This window comes from uncultured Campylobacter sp. (assembly GCF_938045345.1).
Lineage (GTDB): Bacteria > Campylobacterota > Campylobacteria > Campylobacterales > Campylobacteraceae > Campylobacter_B.
Genome location: NZ_CALIMS010000035.1, coordinates 13805 through 35993, shown reverse-complemented (window position 1 = coordinate 35993; position 22189 = coordinate 13805). Strand labels below are relative to the sequence as shown.

The 22189-nt window shown below is 49.4% G+C and carries 20 protein-coding genes; 3 read left to right on the top strand and 17 right to left on the bottom strand.

Features of this window, described 5'->3' with window-relative positions:
• Positions 1–12: 12 nt before the first annotated feature.
• Positions 13–381, bottom strand: coding sequence for a hypothetical protein (locus tag Q0144_RS06715; RefSeq protein ID WP_297942299.1), 369 nt, complete (start codon positions 379–381; stop codon positions 13–15).
• Between the two features lie 436 nt (positions 382–817).
• Between Q0144_RS06715 and htpG the strand changes: the two genes are divergently transcribed.
• Positions 818–2659 (top strand): molecular chaperone HtpG, encoded by a 1842-nt coding sequence (gene htpG / locus Q0144_RS06710; RefSeq protein WP_298062763.1) that lies wholly within the window; start codon positions 818–820, stop codon positions 2657–2659.
• Between the two features lie 437 nt (positions 2660–3096).
• Entirely contained in the window at positions 3097–4488 is a 1392-nt protein-coding gene (locus Q0144_RS06705) for an OprD family outer membrane porin (RefSeq protein ID WP_298062761.1), read from the top strand.
• Positions 4489–5211: 723 nt separating this feature from the next.
• Here the strand turns inward: Q0144_RS06705 and Q0144_RS06700 are convergent.
• From Q0144_RS06700 to Q0144_RS06690, 3 genes are all read right to left on the bottom strand, one after another.
• Positions 5212–5883, bottom strand: a complete 672-nt coding sequence (locus Q0144_RS06700; RefSeq protein WP_298062795.1) for a NapC/NirT family cytochrome c — start codon at positions 5881–5883, stop codon at positions 5212–5214.
• Positions 5880–6311 (bottom strand): cytochrome c3 family protein, encoded by a 432-nt coding sequence (locus Q0144_RS06695; RefSeq protein WP_298062758.1) that lies wholly within the window; start codon positions 6309–6311, stop codon positions 5880–5882. Before Q0144_RS06695 ends, Q0144_RS06700 begins: the two co-directional genes overlap by 4 nt.
• Positions 6312–6390: 79 nt before the next feature.
• A complete protein-coding gene (locus Q0144_RS06690) occupies positions 6391–7932 on the bottom strand; it encodes a flavocytochrome c (protein WP_298062756.1) in 1542 nt (513 codons plus the stop codon).
• A gap of 141 nt (positions 7933–8073) precedes the next feature.
• Here Q0144_RS06690 and Q0144_RS06685 point away from each other — a divergent pair, with 141 nt between their 5' ends.
• Complete coding sequence (locus Q0144_RS06685; protein WP_298062755.1) at positions 8074–8985, top strand: LysR family transcriptional regulator; 912 nt, start codon at positions 8074–8076, stop codon at positions 8983–8985.
• Positions 8986–9332: 347 nt separating this feature from the next.
• Here the strand turns inward: Q0144_RS06685 and Q0144_RS06680 are convergent, their stop codons facing one another.
• The 13 genes from Q0144_RS06680 to Q0144_RS06620 form a co-directional block, all read right to left on the bottom strand.
• Entirely contained in the window at positions 9333–11468 is a 2136-nt protein-coding gene (locus Q0144_RS06680) for a hypothetical protein (protein ID WP_298062753.1), read from the bottom strand.
• Positions 11461–11988: an outer membrane lipoprotein carrier protein LolA gene (locus tag Q0144_RS06675; protein ID WP_298062751.1), complete on the bottom strand. Its 528-nt coding sequence runs from the start codon at positions 11986–11988 to the stop codon at positions 11461–11463. Before Q0144_RS06675 ends, Q0144_RS06680 begins: the two co-directional genes overlap by 8 nt.
• 32 nt (positions 11989–12020) lie before the next feature.
• Complete coding sequence (locus Q0144_RS06670; protein WP_298062749.1) at positions 12021–12548, bottom strand: thioesterase family protein; 528 nt, start codon at positions 12546–12548, stop codon at positions 12021–12023.
• Positions 12535–13659 (bottom strand): hypothetical protein, encoded by a 1125-nt coding sequence (locus Q0144_RS06665; RefSeq protein WP_298062747.1) that lies wholly within the window; start codon positions 13657–13659, stop codon positions 12535–12537. The genes Q0144_RS06670 and Q0144_RS06665 overlap by 14 nt, the downstream gene beginning before the upstream one ends.
• On the bottom strand, positions 13652–14653 hold the full coding sequence (locus Q0144_RS06660; protein WP_298062745.1) for a glycosyltransferase family 2 protein: 1002 nt from the start codon (positions 14651–14653) through the stop codon (positions 13652–13654). Before Q0144_RS06660 ends, Q0144_RS06665 begins: the two co-directional genes overlap by 8 nt.
• Positions 14634–16763: an AMP-binding protein gene (locus Q0144_RS06655; RefSeq protein ID WP_298062743.1), complete on the bottom strand. Its 2130-nt coding sequence runs from the start codon at positions 16761–16763 to the stop codon at positions 14634–14636. Before Q0144_RS06655 ends, Q0144_RS06660 begins: the two co-directional genes overlap by 20 nt.
• Positions 16744–17265 carry a DNA gyrase subunit B gene (locus Q0144_RS06650; protein ID WP_298062741.1) on the bottom strand — a complete coding sequence of 174 codons (522 nt, stop codon included), beginning with the start codon at positions 17263–17265 and terminating at the stop codon, positions 16744–16746. Before Q0144_RS06650 ends, Q0144_RS06655 begins: the two co-directional genes overlap by 20 nt.
• A gap of 680 nt (positions 17266–17945) precedes the next feature.
• A complete protein-coding gene (locus tag Q0144_RS06645; RefSeq protein ID WP_298062739.1) occupies positions 17946–18224 on the bottom strand; it encodes an acyl carrier protein in 279 nt (92 codons plus the stop codon).
• Complete coding sequence (locus Q0144_RS06640; RefSeq protein ID WP_298062737.1) at positions 18217–18483, bottom strand: phosphopantetheine-binding protein; 267 nt, start codon at positions 18481–18483, stop codon at positions 18217–18219. The genes Q0144_RS06645 and Q0144_RS06640 overlap by 8 nt, the downstream gene beginning before the upstream one ends.
• The gene (locus Q0144_RS06635) at positions 18480–19235 is read right to left on the bottom strand and encodes a lysophospholipid acyltransferase family protein (protein ID WP_298062736.1); all 756 of its coding nucleotides are present in this window, start codon (positions 19233–19235) and stop codon (positions 18480–18482) included. The genes Q0144_RS06640 and Q0144_RS06635 overlap by 4 nt, the downstream gene beginning before the upstream one ends.
• A complete protein-coding gene (locus Q0144_RS06630; RefSeq protein ID WP_298062734.1) occupies positions 19232–20245 on the bottom strand; it encodes a hypothetical protein in 1014 nt (337 codons plus the stop codon). Before Q0144_RS06630 ends, Q0144_RS06635 begins: the two co-directional genes overlap by 4 nt.
• Positions 20235–21770 (bottom strand): beta-ketoacyl synthase chain length factor, encoded by a 1536-nt coding sequence (locus Q0144_RS06625; protein WP_298062732.1) that lies wholly within the window; start codon positions 21768–21770, stop codon positions 20235–20237. The genes Q0144_RS06630 and Q0144_RS06625 overlap by 11 nt, the downstream gene beginning before the upstream one ends.
• Positions 21760–22182 (bottom strand): excinuclease ABC subunit A, encoded by a 423-nt coding sequence (locus Q0144_RS06620; protein WP_298027820.1) that lies wholly within the window; start codon positions 22180–22182, stop codon positions 21760–21762. The genes Q0144_RS06625 and Q0144_RS06620 overlap by 11 nt, the downstream gene beginning before the upstream one ends.
• Positions 22183–22189 lie beyond the last annotated feature (7 nt).

Below are 22189 nucleotides of genomic sequence, written 5' to 3'. Positions count from 1 at the left end.
TCTCATTTGAAATTATTTGTGAATGCAATATGCTAAACACGCAAGTAGAGCCATTATTATGAGCAAAAGAACAATCAGAATAGGAAATCCTATCTTTTTATCTAATTTCTTATCGTGCCAAGTTATTGTTGCATAGACAATAAAGCCCGCTACAGCTATAGTTAATACATTAATCCATAAATCTTTATCTAATATATTAGCCCATGCGCCGCCTACTATACCGCCCAAAATCGATAAAGAAACCTGGACAAAAGCTTCATTTTCTTTATCTTCATTTATATTTTTCGTTTCACTTTCTTTCTTATTGTTGTTCATGCCGTTTTGGGTCAAGGCTTCGTTCCCGTTAATCTTATCCTCAGCTATATTTTTCCTTTCAACCAAAAATTTAGCGCATTCTATCCCCCCCCCCCTTAAAAATCGATAAATTTCATTCTCGTTTTTTTAAGAGATAAATTTTTGATTTTTCCTCTCCGGAAGGAAGCTTCGCTATGATGCGTCGAAATTCTTATCGAAATCCGCGCTTGAAATTTTTGCGGCTTTTGCGATTTTTGCGGATTTTTCGGTTTTCGCGGCGGCGCCTTTGTGTTTGGCACGCCTGAAAACTAGAAGCTTGACGCGCGTAGAAAGTCAAAATTTTACGTCGAGCGAGCGGCTATTTCGTAGGTAGCAAATCGAGCAAAATTCCACGCTAAATTTTAAAACGCACCTCTAAATTTCCAAAACTTGATAGGATTCATATCAAGTTTATTTATTCTTCTCTTGACAAGATTAGCACTCCATGATATAATCTGCCAAAATTTTTAAAAAGGACCGCATAATGGCAAAGAAAAAATTTAAGACCGAAGTGAATGATCTGCTAAATTTGATGATCCATTCGCTTTATTCAAACAAGGAGATTTTCCTGCGCGAGCTGATCTCAAACGCAAGCGACGCGCTGGATAAATTAAACTATTTGTGCCTTACGAACGACGATTACAAGGCGCTTTCGTATGTGCCGCGCATCGATATAAAGATCGACAAAGAGGCCAAAACGCTAAGCATCGGCGACAACGGCATCGGTATGGACGAGGCCGAGCTCGAGAGCAATCTCGGCACTATCGCACGCAGCGGCACTAAGGGCTTTATGGCGAGCCTTAGCGGCGATGCGGCGAAGGACAGCAACCTCATCGGGCAGTTCGGCGTCGGGTTTTATTCGGCGTTTATGGTCGCGGATCGTATCGATGTTATCAGCCGCAAGCCGCTCTCGCAGGACGCCTTTAAATGGAGCAGCGACGCGAGCAACTACGCAGTCGAAAAGGCGCAAAAAGAGGACTTCGGCACGACGATAATCCTGCATATGAAAGATGAGGAATTTTTGGACGGCTACAGGCTCGAAGGCATTATCAAAAAATACTCCAACCACATCCCCTATCCGATCTTTATGGATAAAGAAGAATACGTGCCTGCGCAAAAAGAGGGCGAGCAGGGACATAGCGAAATCAAAAACGTCCAGATCAACCGCGCGAGCGCGCTTTGGCAGCTGCCAAAAAACAGCCTAAAGCCGAGCGATTACAATGAATTTTACAAGCAGATCAGCCACGATAGCGGCGATCCGCTGTTTTATATCCACACAAAGGCCGAGGGCACGCACGAATACACGACGCTTTTTTACGTGCCGAGCAGCGAGCCTTTCGATCTATATCGCGTCGATTATCAAAGCGGCGTGAAGCTCTACGTCAAGCGCGTTTTCATCACCGACGATGCCAAAGAGCTGCTGCCTAGCTATCTGCGCTTCGTACGCGGCATAATGGACATCGAGGATCTGCCGCTAAACGTAAGCCGCGAAATTTTACAAGAAAATCGAATCTTAGCCTACGTTCGCGAACAGAGCGTGAAAAAAATTCTATCCGAGCTGCAGAAGCTTTTGCAAAGCGATCGCGAAAAATACATAAAATTTTACGAATTATTCGGCAAGGTTTTGAAAGAGGGGCTTTACGGCTTCGGCGCAAACAAAGAGGAAATTTTAAAGCTTTGTCTTTTCAAATCAAACCTGCGAGACGGGCTCATCACGCTTAGCGAGTATAAGGAAAAAATGAAAGAGGGTCAAAAAGAGATCTATTATATCGCGGGAAACAGCGCCGCGATGCTTAAAAGCTCGCCTCTGATCGAGAAATTTAACGCCGAAGGCACGGAGGTGCTACTCTGCGACGATGAGATCGATACGATCGTGATGCCGGGCGTTTTTGAGTTTGATAAGACGCCGGTTAAAAATGCGACTTCGATCAAGCAGGAAGCTGCGAGCGACGACGCCGCGACGCCGCAAGCCAAAGAGATCGCCGCAAAGATCAAAGAAATTTTAGGCGAACGCGTCAAGGATGTTAAAATTTCATCGCGTCTAAGCGGCTCGCTTTCCTGCCTTGTTTTTGACGAGAACGACCCAGATTTTGCGACGCAGCAGCTGCTTAAGCAGATGGGAAACCGCAATCTACCGCCAATAAAGCCGATTTTGGAGATCAATGCAGATCACGAGATCATCAAAAAGCTGCAGGCCGATAAACTGATGCTGCCGCAAGTAGCCGAGATAATCTACGATCTGGCACGCCTTAGCGAGGGGCAGGAGCTGGAAAATCCGAGCGGGTTTATCAAAAACGTAAACGAGCTGATCGCAAAGGCTCTGTAGATTATCTAAATTTAGAGCTTCAATCTGCTAGCAAAATTCCGCGCGGCTGCATATATCTATGTGGCCGCGTTTTAAATTTAAAGAGAAATTTCTGCAGGCAAACTTCACGAGCTTTTTAAATTTTAAAATTTAAAAGCGGCGGAATTTCACCCTTTGATTTCGGTAAAAATTTTATTTGGCGGCTCGGTTCGGCGTTTTTGAAATTTTAAAATTTTGATCGCTTTTATCTTCGAGCCGAGGTTGGAGCGCGAGCCGAAAATATCCGTCAAATCATGAAATCATAAATCGGGCGATAAATTTCACTATTCATTAATTTAATCTTTACAAAGTTGCGTAATTCTATTTTAAATTTCCCCCTTTTTTATCGTAAACAGCGAGATTGTTTGATATAATTGATTTTATAAATATTTGTAAATCTTTATGAAAGGAGATTACGAATGAAACTCATCAAACTAAGTTTAGCTGCGGCGGTTTGCGCATGTGCGGTATCCTCGCTAAGCGCGGCGGATAGCGTAGCCGAGGCGATCACTAACGGTAAGCTTGGCGGAACGGTAAAGACTACTTACGCCAGTAAAACCGTAGACAATAGAGGCGAAGCCGCTACGGGCGATAGCGACTACGAGGCATTCGGCGTGGGTCTTGAGCTCGGATATGTTACCGATCCTCTTTACGGCTTTAGAATAGGGCTTACCGGGCAAGGCTGGTTGATGCCGTATCGCGTAGGCTCAAGCAATAAGATCGCCTACGATAAGGAGTGGTATACCAAGGGTGCGGTATTATCTGAATTATACCTGGGATACGGCATAGGAAATACCGATATAAAAGTGGGTAGACAATATGTCGTTACTCCGCTGGTAGCAGGCAACTATACGAGGGCGTTTAAAGAGGCTTTCGAGGGCGTAGCGATATCTAACAAAGATATCCCCGATACTACCTTGTGGGGCGGATGGTTTTATAAATTCCAAGGAAGGAGTAAAACCGCTATGGGCGCTCCAGCCGGCGAAGGAAAGGCTCCTTTGTTTAAAGATAGGGTGATTCTGGGTAATATGACCGGTCCGGTCGCCGTAAAATTTGAAAATATCTTCTCCGCATATGTTCAAAATAAATCCTTGCCTTATACTACTTTAACCGGCGCTTACGCAGCGGTAACGGACGTAAAACCTGCTAACGCGTTAAAAGACGGCGACGTTAACCTGTATCTTGCCGAGGCAAATGTAAAAGTGCCGGTAGGCGAGGTTTTGAAGCTGGGATTTGATCTTAACTACAAAGGCTCGCGCGTAGACGGAGGGCTGGAGCCAAGAAGGCTTGACGGCGATATGTTCGGCGCAAGAGTCTCGGTTAGCGAGTTTTTCGGATTCGGCCTATCGTATGCCTATACGACCGTTAGCGATGACGATGCCGTTATTTTAGGCGTCGGCAACGGCCCTGGATCATACACCGCGCTACCTATCCGAGGTCCGTTCGTCTTCACGGGATATGCGGGTATGGATACGCACAAGATCGTGCTTGATTACGACTTCGGCGCTATCGGTCTGGACGGCTTCAAAACTGCGCTACACTACGTAAAGGGCGATCAGGACAGAGTAGGCGGCACGAATAATATCAATGCTAGCGGGGCTGCGGGCCAAAAGGTCGGCACCAGCATGGACGTAGAGGGCTGGGCGGTAACGGCAAACTACGCTCCTAAGGCCGTTAAGGGGCTAAGCTTGGGCGTAACCTACACTGCGCTTGAGAGAAGCGATCACTACGCTAGCGGCGTAAATAGAAAGTTCGACGAGAACGAGATATGGTTGCAAGCTGCGTATAAATTTGATCTAAGCGGCAACTAAAGCTTTAAAGAGCGGAGTTTTTCCGCTCTTTCTTATCTGCATTATTTTGCCTCGTATATGACGCAAAAAAAGGGCGTTAAACCCGAAAAATTTACTCTTTCCCGTCATGCATTATCAAGCGAGCCCTTGCTCGCTAAATGCTTCAATCCAAACTCTCTAAATTTACACGGACTCTTAAATTTAATGAAGCAAGGACGAAATTTAGACGATAAATTTAAATGATAGATTCGGCGAAACCTAGAGAGATGAAATTTTAAATTTGCCGATCCGATCCGCGAAATTTTAAAATTCCAAAGCCTCGCTATTAAATTTAACGCAGCTATTTAATCTAGTAAAATTTCAGCAGCATTTCGTAGAATAAGCACACTGTATATCTGACATTGGCAAACTGATGTTTGTCTTTAAGCCCTTAATATAGCGGGCATTGACTGCGCCCTAGTATACGGCGCTAAGATATCAAAAAAAAGCGATGATTTTTGCACGGCTTCTTTCGATGAAATTTTAAATTTGGATAAATTTTAAAGCTCGCCCGTAAAGCGTAAAAGAGATGAGAAAGGATAAAATTTTACTTGCCGGATCAAGCGGAATAAAAGCGAGATGAAATTCTACTCGGCTAAATTTAATCGCCGCGGATCAAATTAAGCCCTAAATTTAAGCTTTAAATTTAATCCGCGGCGGAGCATGAATTGAAGCGTGAATCGAACGCTTTATAATCTCAAAGCGTTATTTCTTCGCGCTAGAAGCGTCCATAAAGGCCTGCTCTTCGGCGCTCGGTTTGTACTCGTCGCCGAAAAATTCCTTTTTCGCCTTGATCTTCTCCTGCATCATCTTCTTTTCGTAAATTTTATACGTCGGTCGCCAGTACTCTAGGTAGTTGCGAAGCCCGATGCCGTGCCCCGCGCTTACGTGGCAGCTCGCGCATTTGAGCTCGCGCTCGGTGCCTAAGAGCTTTTTGTAGTGCGCATGCATGCGCTGCGCCTGCTCGGAGGTGATCTTGCTGTCGATCACGGTGGCGTGGCAGCTCGTGCAGCCGTTGTCAAACACATAGTGCTCGCGGTTTTTGCGCCTTGCGCTCCAGTCGTATTTTTCGGGCTCGTCAAAGAAGTGCGAGTAGCCCTCCAACACGCCGTTTTTGGCCTTTTGATAGACGTATTTTACGATATTGTCGTGCGGTAGGTGACAATCGACGCATTTGGCTTTGACGCCCGTTTTGCCCTTGCCCGAGTGGACGTCGTCTTGATAGGCGATCACCATCGGATCCATCTCGTGGCAGACGTCGCAGAATTTATCGGTGCTAGTTTTTTCAAGCGCGTAATGCACCGGCACGACGACGAAAAACCCTATAATGCCGCTTATTAAGATGATAAGCGCTAGTAATTTTTTAGAAATTCTCATGGTGTCACCCCCATCCATTGCGGCACTTCGTGCTCGTGGCATTCCGTACACATATTCGTAGATGCCTTGTGCTCGTTGTGGCATTCGTCGCAGTATAGCGTAGGACCGTCGTGGACGGAGTTATGCGGATTGGCCTTAAGCGTATCCATAAATTTAAGCCTCAAAGCGAGCTTCTTTTTGTCGCCGTGGCAGCTGATACAGCCCTTGTCGCCGATACTTTTAAATTTAGACGGATCGCTTCCTTGATTTACGTGGCAATCGACGCAGTCAAACGCCAAATGCTCGTGATGAGGTTTGATTTTGTATTTTGCCCGAAGCTCATCTGAAACGACTATGTTCGTGGCGTTGGCGTCATTAGCACTCGGCGCGCCGAACAAAGTCGCGATGATACAGCACAGAAACAGCGCCGTAAAACTGAAATTTTTCATTTACAACCTTTTATAAAACTGCCTTGCCGGTCCGCTTTCGCTACCGGCAAGGCTTTAAAGAGCTTACGCTCAGACCAAATTAGGCGATCTGCTCGCCCGCGATCATTCCGAAAACTATGCAGTCGGTAATCGCGACGGTGCCTAAGCGACTTGCTCCGTGAGTTCCGCCGGTGATCTCGCCCGCAGCCCAAAGCCCAGGGATCGGCTTATTGGTTTTAGAGGATAGAACCTCTGCCTTTTCGTTAATCTTTAGACCGCCCATCGTGTGGTGAGGCTTCGGTGAGAGGCGGATGACGTAGAAAGGCCCCGCTTCGTTGATCTCGCTAAGCGCGCTTTCTTGCTTGCCAAACTCGTCTTTTTTTGCCTTAACGCCTTCGTTGTATTTTTTGATGCTCTCTTTTAAGGCATCCGCAGGCACGCCGTATTTACTGGCGATCTCATCTAGGCTCGCGCATTCGCCCACTAGCTTGCCACTTGCCATGCCTTTAGAAATAACCTCTTCGCTTAGGTCTTTAAACGCCATTTTGGTATCGGCGAAGGTTATCGGATAGGCTTTCGGATCCTCGCGTAAAATTTTAAATTCCGCATCTGCGCGAGTCTTGCGATCTGCAAGCTCGTTCATAAAGCGCTTGCCGTTGCGAACGTCCACGGCGATACCGTATTTAAAGGTGCCTTGCTGAGTTAGGATAGGAGCGGTACCGAAGCCCTTCTCATCTGGGCTCGCCCACGGACCGAACTGGATCCAATCGACCTGCACCGGATACGCGCCGATCTCAAAGGCTTTTAACAGCACGCCCGCGGTAGCTCCCGCGTGATTTGTGCTATCGACGTCATCGGGGATGCGCGGATCTTGAAGCTTGCGATAAATTTTATCGCGGCAAAAGCCGCCCGCTGCGAGCACTACGCCTTTTTTGGCTTTGAGCGTCTTTTTGGTGCCGCTTGTGTTTTCAAGATCGTCGCTGTAAAGATTCGGATCAAATTTATACTCCTCGCGGATCACGACGCCCGCTACTCGCTCGCCGTCCATTACGAAATCGTCAAATTTCGCGCGGCGGCGAAGCTCACAGCCCTTGTCTTTTAGCGCTTCAAATTTTTCAAGCATCGGCTGGATGTAGCCAGAGCCGCTATCATTTGTAGTTAGCATCGAGCGCGCGACGCTGTGTCCGCCGAAGTGCGCGCAGTGATCCATCTTAAATTGCACGCCACTATCGACGAGGAATTTAAACGCGTCCAAGCCGCGATCGGCTAGAGTGCTTAAAAGCTCTGGGTGGTTGATGCCAAGACCCGCCTTTAAGCAGTCGTTCATAAATAGCTCTTTGCTGTCTTTGATGCCCGTTTTTTCCTGTACAGGGTTCATTGGCACGCTCATACCGCCGCCGTTGATGACGGAGTTTCCGCCGATGCGGCCCATCTTTTCGAGAATCAAGACTTTGTTGCCTTTCTCGGCTGCTTTTAAGCCCGCCGCAAGTCCAGCAAAGCCGCTACCGATGATGATTACATCCCACTCTTCGTCAAATTTGACGTCCTTTGCGTCTACTGTGCTTGCTTGCGCATTTACCGCGCTAAGTGCGAGTGCACCGGCTCCTATCATACCCATTTTCAGTATGTCGCGTCTCTGCATATTTTGCCCCTTTACTTAGAGATTTTTTAATCTTAAAGATTAATGTCGTAATTTTATATTAAATCTTTATGTAAGTCAAATGTTATTTGGTATATAATTTAATAGCTAAAGGCTATAAAATTTCAACCGAAGGGGCAAAATATGAGCCTGCGACATATGGAATTTGCGGTAAAAATTTCGGAGCTTAAAAGCTTTACAAAAGCGGCAAGCGAGCTTGGAATCGCCCAGCCGTCGCTTTCAAAGAGCATTATGCTTTTAGAAAAGGAGCTCGGGATCGAAATTTTCGATAGGAAAAATGGCCTTGAGCTTACCTATGCGGGCGAAATTTACATCGCCAGAGCGAAAAATATGCTTAGGCTCAATAAGGAGCTAAATAACGAAATCCGCGGGCTTTCGTCAATCAAGACGGGCAAGCTCGTAATCGGCGCGACCTCGACCAGCTTTAAATTTATCGAAAAGATCATCGCGATGTTTTACAGTAGGTTTTCTAAAGCCGACATCAGGGTCGTGCACGCTCACTCCGAGCCTGCGCTCATCGAGATGCTAAAAAGCGGCGAGCTTGATATCGTCTATGCCGCGCACTTTGGCGAGCTTTTCGCAGAGGGGCTTGAGTGCGAGTTTATAAAAAAGCGCAGGCTGCTTCTAAGCGTCTGCTCCTCTCATCCTGCTGTTTCGCGAGCGAGTATAAATTCTACCGAGAGATACCCCAAGATCGCACTTAGCGAGTTCAAATCCGATAAATTTGCAATCAGCAGTAAAATTTTAAAAAGCGAATCGAACTTCAAAAAGATCTTTGAAAACGCCGGCTTTACGCCTCAAATTTTCTGCGACACCTCCTATCTGTACGTGGCTAACGCGATGGTCGCGGCGGGGCTTTGCGTCAGCTTCAGCTTCGCGCGGTATATTTTTGAGACGCAAAAGGACTACATCACGCTCTTTGACGTCGCGGATGAGCCGCTTTTGGACGTGTCGTTTTCGGTCGTGTATAAAAAACCATCCAAGCTCGCAAAGGAATTTATAAAGATGATAAAAGCGGGCAAAAGCGGCGAGTAGGGCGGATCGGCGCGCAGATTTAAATTAATAACGCGCCGCAAGGGTTTAAATTTAAAAATACACTACATAGGTTCAAATTTAATAGCATGCTTCGAGACGCTGCGCCAAAGATCAACTTTTAAAATTTATCCCGCAACCTTGTTTTTTAAATTTCGGTTCGCAGCTTGCTTGGTCGAAATTTTATCTAAAATTTTATTTCGCGCTAATCAGTTAAATTTTATCTCGCGGCGCATTAGACTAAATTTTCATTCGTCGCGGCTACGTAAATTTACGGCACACTTTTTCATAAAATTTTATCTGCAAGCGACGCAAATAGCGTCTATTTAGTACTTTCGGCTCCCGCTTGATTAGCTTTTCTTGCTCGCCGCCAAAACTTGCGCTAAGATCGCCGCTAGCGCGATGTTAAGGCTGACGCAGAGCCCAAACAGCGCCACGGCTTTAGTGGAGCTGAAAGCGAGCGTAAAAAAGGAGATTATGCTGGTTAAAGACGCGAGCGTGATGCCGAAAATTTTATCGCTAAGCGCCATCTTATCGTTATTTGCAAAGATCATATAATCGATCCCCACGGCTCCCGAGAGGATCAGCGCAAAGATCGCAAAAATATTCACGCTCACGCCGAATGCGCTAAGTAGGGCAAGCACGGCTAAATTTGTCGCAAAAACGCAGATGACGATCAGCCACGCCGTCCGCGCGCCGAAAAACGCCCACAGCAGTGCGAGCGCGAGCGCGTATGCGGCGCATTTTAGATACAAGGCGTTGATTTTGATCTGCGAAAACGCCTCGCTTATGGCGCTTCGCATGTTTAGATGCAGCGCGCCCATCTGCGCGGCAAGCTCGCTTACGGCTGCTTTATCGCGCACGCCGCGCAAAAAAGCGATGTGCGGATCGATGCTCGGCATCGCGGCAAAAAGAACGGAGCTTCTCGCCTGCTCGTAGCTTAAAATAGGCGCATCTGCGATCTTAGCAAAGTTTGCGTCCACGAGCTCGCGGCTAAGCCCGAGACGCAAAAACGCGCTTCTATCGTAGTTTGCAAAGGCCTGCTTGATAAAGCTCTGCGTAGCGGGATCCAAAATCGGCGCGCCGGTGTATGAGTCCGCAAGACCGCGCGCCACGACCTCTTTGGCTACCGCGCTTGCATCGTTGCCCACGATCAGATCGAAGCTGGAGCCTCCGATGCTTGCGAGCTTGGCGCTCATCGCGATCAGGTTTTTATCCAGGCTCGCGTATTCGCTGACATCGTCCTTAAGCTCCATTTTAAAATACAAAAACGCAAGCAGTACCGCGCAAACGATGGCGAGCGCTTTTAGGCTTAGGTTTACCTTGCAAAGAGCCTTCGCGTAGAGTTCAAGAGCTTTTGCAAAGAGCGGGGTGGGGCAAAATTCCGCTCCTTCAAGAAGTAGCGGCAGGGCGAAGTAGCTAAAGCAAAACGCCCCCGCAAGTGCGGCTATGGCAAAGATCGCGATCTCTTTGAGCAGGAAAAACGGGCTAAATAAAAATACGAAGTAGCCTCCTGCGGTGATGAAAAACCCTAGAAGCAGGATGTTTCGCATACTTTTTATCGAGCGAGCTTCGATGCGGCGCGAGATGTTTGCGCCGAGCCAGTGCACCGCGTAATCCAGCATCAGCCCGATTAGGCTCGTCGAAACCACGGCGCTTAGGATGTGGATCGAGCCGCGGATCGCCATCGTAGCCGCTACGCCGCAGGCAAGCCCGAAAAGCGCTGGCAGCAGCAGGCAGAAGATCCGTACGCGCGAAAATGCCGCCAGCAGCAGCGCTGCGCACAGGCTAAGCGATACGGCGCCCGCTATGGAGCTTTCGCGCACGCCCGCGCTTTTACCCAATGCGCTAAAAAGGGCGGTGCCTGAGATTAAAATTTTGCTCTTTTGCGCCTTGTGCACCAGCGCGCTAAGCGCGTCGTCGTTTGCTTTCGGAGCGAGTTTGGCCGTAGCGAGGTAGTGCGGCGCGCCGTCAATGGCCGCGATGAAGCGGTTTTGCGCAGGATCGAGCTTAATCGCGCCGCGAGCGCCGAGGCGCGAGTGAAGGCTAAGCGAGAAAAAGTCCTGCGAGAGGCTAAGCGGACGAAATTTTGAGTAAAGCTCACGCGCGCTACGCTCAAAAAAGGCCTGCGGATCGCTTTTTAAAAGCTCCACGCTCGCATCATCGAGCATCGCGGGCGCGAAGCGCGCAAGCTCGCTCTGATACACGCTCGCGTCTTTGACCTCGTAAATTATGCTCTCAAAAAGCCCGCTTTTTTGCATATCCGCAATGAACGCGTCAAAGCTCGCCCTCTCCGCGCTTGCGACGATTATTTGCCTCGCGATCTCGCGGTTGAAATCCTCGACGCTCTGTTTCTGCTCGCCCGAAATTTCGATGCCGCTCAGCTCGTAAAAATCGGAATTTACGCGGTTTAAATTTAACGCTATAAAGGCGCAAAGCGCGATGAATGCCGCGCCGAATGCCGCTAAAATCGCGCTCTTACTCATCTAAGCTCACGACGTCCGAAAATACGTTTTCGCTCACGTCGCCGTTAGCGCTGCTAATCCGCAGCACCCTGACGTAGGCACCGCCCTCGATCACGATATTTTTAAAGATATTTTGCAGCATCCCTTTGGGGCTTAGCTCGGCGCGCCACGCATCTTTGCTGCCGCTTAGCGCGATCGAGAAATTTTTGCTAAGTCGCGCTACGTCCAGGCGCGAGATCGCCAAAAAAGTGTCCTTATCAAAAAGCGAATCGGCGCTTTTGACCCACGCTTCGCCGCTACGCTCAAAAACGCCGTCCGCGCCGATTTTTAGCTCGCTTCGCACCGGCTTTAGCGTCGTCCAAAACAGCTCGCCGCCTTTGATCCTAAACTCGCCGCTGCTTCGCACGGGCTCGGCAAAGCCCTCAATGCTGAGCGTTTCGCTAAATTTGCCGCCGATATTGTCGGTCTTAAGCGCCAGATCGCTTACTTCAAGCGCGCTCGTAAGTCCCAAAATCGCTAAAAATAAAGCTAAAATTTTCATCGTAGTCCTTTAAATTTTATGCTCGCTAAATTTCACTGCTCGTTATCGCTAGGCAAAATTTCATTCGCCGCGGCGTTTTGAGGGCGGTTTTGCTCGGACGCGGATTTATCTGCTGCTGAAATTCTATCTGCCGCTGAAATTTTACTCGCGGAATTTTTCTTTGCTAAAATTTTATCCGCGCACGCCCTTAACTGCGGCGGTATCTCATACAGCGTCCTTTTGGAGTCAAGCTCCACCGCAGCTTGCGACGTGGTTGCCTTGGCTAGGAGCGCGCCCGATAGGCTTTTGATGCGGTAGGAGAATTTTATGATCGTGTCGCACTCAAGCAGCTCGATGCTCACCGCAACCTCGTCGTCAAAAAGTATCGGCGCAATAAATTTAAACTCCATTTTGATAATGGGATATATAAATCCATCATCTCTCATCTGCATATATGTGTAGCCCGCGTCGCGCCAAAACTCGCATCTAGCGTCCTCGCAGAGCTTTACGTAGTTGCCGTGCCACATCACGCCCATCGGATCGGCGTCGTAAAATCTGGCGCGAAATTTATACTCTTTCATTTTTCTCTCCGCTATGAAATTTTTCGTCTTGCGAGGCGGATTTTGCAGCGCTCAAATTTGAATTATCTAAATTTAGCGCAGTATCCGAGCCCGCCATACTTTTTAAATTTGGCGCCGTATTTAAACTCGCCGTGTCATTTAAACCCGCTGCGCCATTTAAATTTGACGCAGTATCCGTGCTCGTCTCGCCGAAATTTTGCGCGCCGTCGCGCTTCGCAGCGCTCGCATTTTTCCCTTGCGCCCAAAAATCAAAGAAATTATACCATTGAGAAGGAAATTCTTTGGCATAAAGCTCTAGCTGCCGCACGTAGCATTTAAGCGACGGCGCGACCGATCGCGCCTTATCGCGGTTCTTTAGCGGCGCAGGCAGCGGCTGCAGCCGCAGCTCGTGGCCGCTGCGCCCTTCGTAGCACCATAGGCTAAATAGCGGCGCGTCCAAAATTTTGGCGAGCAGATACCCGCCGATCGGGAAATTCGCGCTGCGTCCTAAAAAATCCTCGCTTTGAAATTTATCCGAGCCCACCGGCATGCGATCGCCCATTACTGCGATATGCTCGCCGTTTTGCAGTAGCTCTTTGATTTGCAGCATCTCGCCGATACCGAGCTCGCCGACGTATAGAATTTTCACGCCGCCGCCCATTTTTTCAATAAATTTCATAAAATTTTCGCTGTGCTTGCGAAAGATCAGCACGTTGATTTTTATCCCCGCCGTGTTTGCCGAAAGGGCGCGCGCGATCTCGGTGTTGCCGAAGTGCGAAGTGATTAAAATTTTACCCGTTCCGTCGCTTAAAAGCTCCTTCATGCCGCTTTGTACGCGAATTTGATCCAGCGCGATCTTGCCGTTCCAAACCGCGATTTTTTCGCACAGACTGAGGGAAAATTTATAAAAATTCGCGTAAATTTCGCGGGTCTTGGGCTTGCGATCAAGCGCGCGCCGCAAAAACTCCCTGATCGCGCGTCGCTCATTTTTAAGCAGCGCAAAATAGATCGCCGAGATAAAAAGCGCGGTGCCTCGCATGCAAAAATCGGGAGTGTGAAGCGTGATGAAGCGGGCTAAATTTAAAAGCGCCGCGCCCGCCTTTTCGTTGTTTTCGCTCCAGTGTTTAGCCATCGCGTCCGTCCTTTCCGGCGGCATGTTGCGACGAGGCTTTTACGAGCGGGCTTTGTGCTGAATTTTCCGCCTGTGAGCTTTGTACTGCGGCTTTGTCGCCGCATTTTTCGGTACCAGCTTTTTCGTCTGCGCCGCCGCCCATCTCTTTTTTCACACCTTTGCAACTATCGCGCCGCGCGCTGCTGCAAAAGCTTTGCCCCGCTAGCCCTTGCAAAATTTCATTCGCGCTCTGCCGCGAAACATCCTGAAAGCCGCGCTTTTTAAATTTATCGCAGGCGCGCTCTAGCGCTCTTTTTGCAAGCCATAGCGGAAGGCCGCAAAATAGCCTCGCGTGCATCAGCGAAATTCCGAAATTATCCTGAAACGGCGCGAAGTGGCTCACCCCGCCCGCTTCGTAGCGCACAGCCAGATCGAGCCATTTTATCTCTAGCCCCGCGCGCACGGCTAGGATTAAAATTTCGGCATCAAAGCCCATCCTGCGGCTTTTAGTGCGAGGCAGAAGCGGCACGATCCCCTCTAGCGGGTAGATTCTGAAGCCGCACATCGCGTCTTTTATGCGGTGCGAAAGGGTATTTATCACACACCAAAAATTCATTATCTTGCGTCCATGCAGGCGGGATTTGGGCGCGCTTTCATCATACACTGGCGTGGCGCAGATCAGCGCGGCGGGCTGCTTTGCCGCAAGCGCCAAAAACTCCTCGCATCTGCCTACGTCGTGTTGAAAGTCTGCGTCGATCTGAAAGGCATGCGTAAATCCAAGCTCCTTCGCCCACGCCAGCCCGTCGCACACGGCAGCGCCTTTGCCGCCGTTTTGCGCGCGGGCGTAAATTTGAGCCGCAAGCCCCTTTAGCGCGCTTTTGCTCGCCTCATCGCTACCGTCGTCCACGATCAGCACGGGCGCGATGGGCGCCAGGGCGTGCACGAGCTCGGCGATACGCGCGGGGTGGTTGAAGTAGGGCAGTAAAAACGCGGGCTTAAAGGCAAATTCTTCCACTGGCGCAGACCTTGTCGTTTGAAATTTCAAAGCGGAGTTTGCCGCTTGCCTCGGTGATTTTGATTGAAATTTCATCGCCCGGGCGGATGAAATTTTTAAATTTTAAATTTTCTATCTTTTGCATGCCGTCCAGCTCGTAGCCGAGGGCTTTTGCGCAGATCAATACGAAGCGAAGCTGCATAAACGCGGGCACCAGCGCAAATTTCGCAAAGTGTCCGTCAAAATAAAAGTCGCTAGCGCGTACCTTCGCGCGAAACTCATTCTCCGCGCTTTGCTCGAAAACGGGCACCTCGTAGCGCTGCAGGGCGCTTAAAAAGTCCTTTTTGCTTAACTTTCCCTGCTCGTTAAAAGGCAGCTTGCTTGCGATTTTAAAGTAGCGCAAAATCGCGCCGAATTCGGGCTTTAAAAAGGCCTTCAGTTCGTCCGTGACGCCCTTTTTGCCTCCTGCGCGAAACGCCTGCTCGCCGCGCTCGCTAAGCTTGATAAGAGCTACGGCGCGGTCGCGCTGCGGGTGTAGATCGATCCTGCATTCGCCGATAAATTCGTGCGAGCGGAGTTTAGCTTCGAGCAGATCGAGGCTCACGCGGTTTTCGTTGATTTTGACGGTGCGGTCGCCTCGCCCCAAAAGCGTGATCTCGTCTGCGCGCACATAGCCGAAATCGCGGCTTTCGAAGCGCTCGCACCAAGGAGAGCTGATCGTAAACTCGCCCGTTTGCGAAAATTTGTCGGAGAGCTGCTTTGCCCCAAATTTATCGCAAAGCCCCTCTGTCTGCGCAAATTTATCGTCGTGTTTTGTCGCAGAGCTCGGTGCGGAGCTGTTTTCTGTATCGGTCGCGGTTTTATCGCTAACGTCTGCATTAAATTTAGACGCTTGCTTGCCCAAGCGGTTTGTGTCTTGCCCGTCCACACGGCTCGTTTTAGGCTTTGCTGTAGAATTTTGGCCGCAAGAGCTTGCTGCAGGATCGAAAGGCTTATTCTCGCATTTTGCCGCGCTGCCGCTATCAATATCTGCGCGAATCTGCACGCTAACTGGAGCGAATTTTTTAAGTCCTGCGCCCTCGTTGCAGGCGATCACTCCCGTTTCGCTCGAGCCGTAAATATCGACGATGCGGGCATTACTAAGCGCTGCCAACCTATCTCGGATCGCAGAACTTAACGGCGCGCCCGCGCTAAAAATAGTGCCCAAAGGCGCTATGTTTGCAGCATCTGCGTGTTCGCATAGCGCGCCTAGCACCGTGGGCGAGCTGATCAGCACGGCGCCCGCAAGATCGGCTGCGAGGATGATTTCGGGGTAGTTTAGGCCACCTTTTTGCGTGCGCGAGCCGCAAAGCAGCGGCACGAAGATGCTAAAGGTAAGCCCGAACATATTTTGGTGCGAGACGCCCGATAAAAATCGATCGCTTGCGCAAAGGCCAAATCTTTCTACTAAAAATTCCGCTTCCAAAACCATATCGCGCAGGCTTTTTTCGATATTTTTCGCCTCGCCCGTGGAGCCCGAAGTTTTGATATATAATTTTTGATCCGCGCGCAGCAGATGCAAAGAGACAGCCTCTTGCTCGCACAGCGCGTGATTTTGCGGCGCGTTTTTAGATGAAATTTTAAGCGCAGATTTTACTGTATCGCGAGACGAAATGTTTTCTAAATCATGAGGGCTGAATTCGTCTAAATTTTGCGCTGCGGCGAGATTTGGAATTTTCACGTCGCCGCCTAGATGAAATTTGCCGCTAAATTTGGGCTCTCGCAGCAGCACGGGCGCAAAACCCGCAATCAGCGCGCCGAAAAAAAACGCAATGAACTCTGCCGCGTCTTCGCCGTAAATTTCGATCATCGGCGCACTTTTTTGCTCTTGCGTCTGCGCCATTTGCGGGACGCGCGCGGCACCTGTGCCGTCGCTAGAATTTTCCGCATCATTGAGATTTGCGCTTCTGTTAGAATTTTCTGCGCCTTTTAAATTTACGCTTGCTGCGCTACTTTGGAGTTTGTCCGCGTCTTTTAAGCTTGCCGCTTCGCTCTGCTTGCATCCAGTTTTTGCTAAATCTCTCGCAAGAGCCGCCGCGGCAAGGATTTCGCGCTCGTAAGGCTTCAAAGAATTAATCAAATTTTTTAACATAAAATTTCCTAAAAATCATCTCGCCGCCGATCAGCGCGCCGATGAGGACGTATGAGATCGCGCCGCAGTAAACGCTCCAATAAATTTTATCTCTCGGTAGCAGCAGCGCCGCGCTAAGTAGGCCGTTTAGCACGAAAAATCCGAGCCAAATTTCGGTCAGCTTGCGCGTGTAGGCGCGGCCGTGCTCGTTGAGACCTGGCTGCTTCAAAAGCGCTAGGCGCGTGATAGCGGGCGTCGATCTTAGGCTGAGCGCAAAAAGCGCCGCGAGCGAGAAATTTATTATGAGCGGATACAAATATGCGAGCGTTCCGCTGCCAAAAAGGGCGCACAACGCAAAAAATGCCGCGCTCGCGCCCTTAATAGCGCGATCTTTACTTTCAAAAACGGCTCGCGCTCCCCATAGCGCGCTCATCGCCGCGAGCAAGCAGACTCGCGCGCCGCCGTGTAAAAAATAGAGGCCGAAAGGGTAAAACACGCTTAAAATTATGGTAGCTGTTTTCAAAAATATCGCTCGTCGCAATCTTTGCAATCCTTAAATTTAGCCGCAAGGGCTTAGTTTCTGCTGCGGCGGTTTTTGTTTTACCGCGGCAGGCTAGGCTTTGCTGCGGTGGCGGTTAGGCTATTGCCGCGGGCGCGATCGGCGCGATTATTACCGCGCTTCGATACTTTAAATTTAGCCTTGACGTTCAAATTTTAGGCGCCATGCTTTTAAAATTTAAATTTAGCCTTGCTCGCCGCATTTAAATTTCAGCAGTGCCGCTTTTAAATTTAGCTGCGTCCTAGTTTAACTCGCACCGCCGCGCTCGCGATCAGATCCGCTAAATTAAATTTAGCCGAAATTTTAAAATTTTGAAATTTTATGAAAACAGCGGCCGCAAAAGAAACAAAGCCTTTTAAAATTTCAAAATTTTGTTCAAGCTCGTGAATTAAAATTTTAAAATTTAAATCTACAAAGCGCTTTACATGCTAGCTCAAAAGCAGCAGGCAAGCGAGCTTTGTGCCGTGCCGCCTAAGCGCTAAGCCCGTAAAGCCGCTCGCTTCCTCATGCTTTAATAAAACGTTCGCCGCACGCCGTCAAATAAACGACGCCGTGCGTTGTCCGCTCGCCCGTCGCCCCGTGCCGCCGCAAAGTAAATTACCGAGCCGTCGCACGCGCGATCTTGCTGCGCCGCACGGCGAAATTTAACTCTCGCCGCCTGTAGTCTCCCCGCTCGCGCCTTGATCGAGCTTCGCCGCTACGGCATCCACGATGTCGCCAAGGGTTTGGATGTTTTTAAAATCATCTGGCATCAGCTTATAGCCCGTGTTTTTCTTGACGTAATCGACCAGATCGATCGCGTCGATGCTGTCGATCTGCAGATCCTCGTAAATTTTAGCCTCCGGCACGACCTTGCTCTCGTCGATCTCGAAGAGCTCCACGAGCGCCTTTTTTAAAATTTCAAAAATTTCATCTTTACTCATTTTTACTCCTATTTTCGGCGATATATTGCGCCAAAGACGCAACGGATGAGAAAATTTGCTTTAAATTTTGGGTTTTTGAGTTAAGCACGATGCCGTATTTTTTCTGTACCAAAAGCCCGAGCTCCAGTGCATCGACCGAATCGAGCCCCAGCCCGTCGCTAAAAAGCGGCTCGTCGTCATTTATGTCGCCTGGTGCGACGTCTTCGAGGTTCAGCCCCGAAATGATCAGCTCCTTAAGTTCCAAAATTTCTTCGTTCACAGATTCTCCTTTTCATATAGATTTGATATTTTTTCATAGAGTTTGCGCACTCGGATCGGGTTTGGACGATCCGGCTCGAAGCCCGTTAGATCAAGCGCGCACAGCTCGTAGAGGTCGTATTTCATCCGAACCTCGGGCGTATCGTACCATACTTGTCCTTTTTTTAGGCTTTTAGGATCCATTTTTATCGCGATGCAATTCATATTTTTTGCGAAATTTATCGCGATGTAAAACGCCGCTTTGTGCATGGCGATGCGATCCGCGGTGCGCGTGCCCTCTGGGAAGATGATTAGGCTTTCTCTTCGCGCAAGGGCGCTTCGGCACGCATCTATCATCGCTTCCGAGCCGGTGTTTGGGATGTAGCCCGCAGCTGCGATGGCAGCGGAGAGGAAGGGGTTTTTGCACAGGCTTTCCTTGACTACGCAGTTTGCGCGCCGTACGTGGGCTAAAAAGATCACCACGTCAAGCAGGCTGGGGTGGTTTGCGATGATGAGAGCACCGCTAGGCGGGAGCTTGCAGCGCCAGCTTACGCCGATGCTGCCGTAAAGTCGCGCTAGCAGCAAAAATATGCGCCACGAGATCATTATAAAATCGCGCACGAAATTTCGTACGACCTCTATGCGGTTTAGCCGCAGCAGCGCTACTGGGAGGAAGAGTAGGTTGCCCATCATACACAGCGCGCCGAAGCTTGCGAAGGATAACGCGATGCCGATCTGTTTGAGCTTGCGCCTTAGCGGATCTGTCTGTTTCATCGCTCGGCGCCTCTTTCGGCGGGGATTTCGCGGTTCTCGTTGGAGATTTTGCGGCTTTCGGCGGGGATTTGATGGCTCGTCATGCGGGCAGCCCCGATAAAATTTCTACGGCTTGCCGCTCGTCGCATCGCAGCGGAGTTTTTGCGGCTTTCTGTGCGCGATATTTCGGCTTGCGGCATGTGTCGAGGCAATAGAGCTTTTATGGTCTGAGCAGAAGCTCTGACGATCTCGACGCCGCGTATATACCGAGGCAATAAAATTTTTGCGGCGCGCGGTAAACTGCGATTTTGTAGAATTCTTGCCGTTTGCCGTGCGTATTGCCTCGGTGAAATTTCTGCGGCTTGCCGCATGCTTCGTCGTGCGTGCCATTGCGATGGAATTTCTGCGAAGCGCCATATACGCTGCTTTGGCGCCGCCATACGACGCGCCGTCTGATTAAATTTATAGCTCGCGGCGCAGTTAAATTTAAAATTCATCGCAACGCTTTGTCGTGCGCATCTTACCTGAGCGGCTATTCGGTTCATCACGCGGCTAAATTTAAACTCGTAGCCCAAGCTTTGTTCTGCTAAATTTATAAAATTTACAGCCTGCTGCGCGTACTGTTTTGGCTCGACGCATCTGTCTTTATAGCGGAATTGCGCGGTGTTTTCTACGCGCCGCTGCGGTAAAATTTTTATGGCTCGCAGCTCGCATCGTTTAGGCGGATTTTTTTTGGTTCGTTGCGTATGCTTCGGCGGCGTATTTTCGCAGTGCGCCTCATTGCAACGCGATTTGGGGGCGCACGGCACGCGCCCTTTCGGCGTGCTTTTAAGATGCGCCGTTTGGACGAGCTCTTGTTTGATAGCGCGGCTAAATTTAAAATCTTCACTATATCCGCGTTTAGCGGAGTAGTTAAATTTAAAGCTAGCCGTTCGCGCCGTTGCGGCTCCGCGTGACCTGGGATTTTGATCAAATTTGCCCGTCTCGCCGCGCTTGCTCATGAGGTGGAATTTTACCATTTTAGCGCTCACGATCTTGCCTCAAAAAAGCTGCGATCTTGGCGGGATCTTTGACGCGCCAAAGATAGTCCAAAATCCCGTCGCTGCTGCGCCATTCGCGCTTCCCGGAGAGGATTTTAGCCAAAAATTCCACCGCGGTATCTAGCGGGATCTCGCCGTCCCCTTTAAAGCTTCGTAAAATTTCGTTCTCGGCTCGCGGTTTCGGATTTTGCGCCTCTAGGCTCTGTGCCGTCGCGTCCGCAACGTGCGGCGAAATTTCGATCTGCACGTCATCTCCGCGCTGAAGCACCAAAAGTAGGGCGCAGGCAAAGTCGCAGCGCTTCAGATAGTTGTTATTTGCCTCCTCAAAATAGCAGAGCAGGGCGATTTTATCGTTATCCGATTTGCATTCGCCGTTTTTGCCTGCTTCGTTCGCATCCTGTGCGGAGCCGGAATTTTCCGCGCTTTCTTTCAGCCTCGTAGCTGCGATTATTGCGCCGTTTTCGAGCGCACACGCCGCAGAGATCGTCGAAATTTCGGCATGATTTTGCGTAAAAATCGCATTTTGCGCCGCAATCGCGTTGAGTACGCTGACACAAAAGCTCGAAGGCGAGACGCTTTCGCTCATCGAGCCGAGCAGGCCAAAACAGCGGTTGATCTCGCCAAGGCGCGAGCAAAAAACGAGCGGTAGCCCTTTGCGCTGTGTCGCGGCATCATCGACTGCTTTCAAATTTTGCCTTGCCGAATTTAAGGAATTTTCATTTGAAAAATCCTGTGGCGTTGAATTTAAATTTTGCGACACTAAATTCAAAGAATTTTCGCTTGAAAAATCTTGCTGCTGCTGATTTTGCACAGCGGCACGGCTTTTGCTTGCATCTAAATTTTGAGGCGCGAGATTTAAGGAGCTTTCCTCGGCTAAACTTTCCGGCGTATTTTGCGAAATTTCGCCTAAAAGCGAGATGCAAAGTTTTGCCCCGAGCCCCAAGCGGCGGCGCTGCAACGACGGAATGTGCTCAAGAGCCGGCTTTTTCTTCAAAGGCTCTAAGGCTAAAATTTCATCTTTTAAGCGGGTATTGGCAGAAATTTCTAAATTTTCTTCGGAGCTTTTTCGTAAAGCTTCATCATCGCGCGCGACGAAATTTTTATAAATCTCCGCCGCCCCCTCAGAGCTGCAATTAAAACCTTGCGAGGCGCTAAATTTAGACCCGTTCGCTTCATGATCTAATCTCCGCTGCGAGCCGAGCTTGGTAGAATTTTCATCAAGACCTCCTGCGGCAAGGTCGCGCCCCGCGCTTTCGCTATTTTCGAACGCTGCAAAATTTGCGGGATTTGTGGAATTCTGCTCGCAGCCTGGAATATCTGTAAAATCTTGCGTAGAATTTGACAAAAAATCATACGTAAAATTTTGATTTGCATCGCAAGCGAGATCGGAATTTCCGCCTAAATTTACTTCGGAAATTCCGTCCGAGCAAGCGGCGAAATTTTTATAAAACTCCGCCGGCTCGCCCGAAATTATCGCGCTTGCGTAAGCTACGCCGAAGCTTAGTTTATTTTGCAATATAGCCTCTTAGCGTGACGCCGTTCATTATCGAGCCTACGCCGCATTCAAACTCCTTGTCGCTCACGAAAACGTTTTTGTAATAGTAGCTCGTGATGTTTACGACCTTGTTGCCACCCTCTTTTTTGGCTCGGTCTTGAAAGCTAAGCAGTGCCGACAAAAACGCGCGGTTGCATGCGGCTTGATCGGTCTTGTTGATGCTGTTTGTTTTTTTGTTCGAGCTTAGCTGCTGCGTGATCTTTCTGCCTGCGGATTTGTTGCCGAAGTAGAATTTTATGTTCGGATCAAGCTTGGCTTTGGCGTCGGGCTCTGCGAGTGCCGCGGCGATAGGGAAGCGCATGATGTCGTTCTTGGCATAAGCCGAATTAGCGACAAAAAGCGCCGCAACTGCGAAAAATAGAAATTTTTTCATTTTCTCT

What these genes read in the sequence shown, in the direction of transcription:
- Q0144_RS06645 (WP_298062739.1), bottom strand. Translation starts at nt 18,224, where the DNA reads ATGAGTAAAGATGAAATTTTTGAAATTTTAAAAAAGGCGCTCGTGGAG.
- Q0144_RS06665 (WP_298062747.1), bottom strand. Translation starts at nt 13,659, where the DNA reads ATGGCTAAACACTGGAGCGAAAACAACGAAAAGGCGGGCGCGGCGCTT.
- Q0144_RS06705 (WP_298062761.1), top strand. Translation starts at nt 3,097, where the DNA reads ATGAAACTCATCAAACTAAGTTTAGCTGCGGCGGTTTGCGCATGTGCG.
- Q0144_RS06670 (WP_298062749.1), bottom strand. Translation starts at nt 12,548, where the DNA reads ATGAAAGAGTATAAATTTCGCGCCAGATTTTACGACGCCGATCCGATG.
- Q0144_RS06620 (WP_298027820.1), bottom strand. Translation starts at nt 22,182, where the DNA reads ATGAAAAAATTTCTATTTTTCGCAGTTGCGGCGCTTTTTGTCGCTAAT.
- Q0144_RS06675 (WP_298062751.1), bottom strand. Translation starts at nt 11,988, where the DNA reads ATGAAAATTTTAGCTTTATTTTTAGCGATTTTGGGACTTACGAGCGCG.
- Q0144_RS06700 (WP_298062795.1), bottom strand. Translation starts at nt 5,883, where the DNA reads ATGAGAATTTCTAAAAAATTACTAGCGCTTATCATCTTAATAAGCGGC.
- Q0144_RS06685 (WP_298062755.1), top strand. Translation starts at nt 8,074, where the DNA reads ATGAGCCTGCGACATATGGAATTTGCGGTAAAAATTTCGGAGCTTAAA.
- Q0144_RS06655 (WP_298062743.1), bottom strand. Translation starts at nt 16,763, where the DNA reads ATGTTAAAAAATTTGATTAATTCTTTGAAGCCTTACGAGCGCGAAATC.
- Q0144_RS06680 (WP_298062753.1), bottom strand. Translation starts at nt 11,468, where the DNA reads ATGAGTAAGAGCGCGATTTTAGCGGCATTCGGCGCGGCATTCATCGCG.
- htpG (WP_298062763.1), top strand. Translation starts at nt 818, where the DNA reads ATGGCAAAGAAAAAATTTAAGACCGAAGTGAATGATCTGCTAAATTTG.
- Q0144_RS06695 (WP_298062758.1), bottom strand. Translation starts at nt 6,311, where the DNA reads ATGAAAAATTTCAGTTTTACGGCGCTGTTTCTGTGCTGTATCATCGCG.
- Q0144_RS06690 (WP_298062756.1), bottom strand. Translation starts at nt 7,932, where the DNA reads ATGCAGAGACGCGACATACTGAAAATGGGTATGATAGGAGCCGGTGCA.
- Q0144_RS06635 (WP_298062736.1), bottom strand. Translation starts at nt 19,235, where the DNA reads ATGAAACAGACAGATCCGCTAAGGCGCAAGCTCAAACAGATCGGCATC.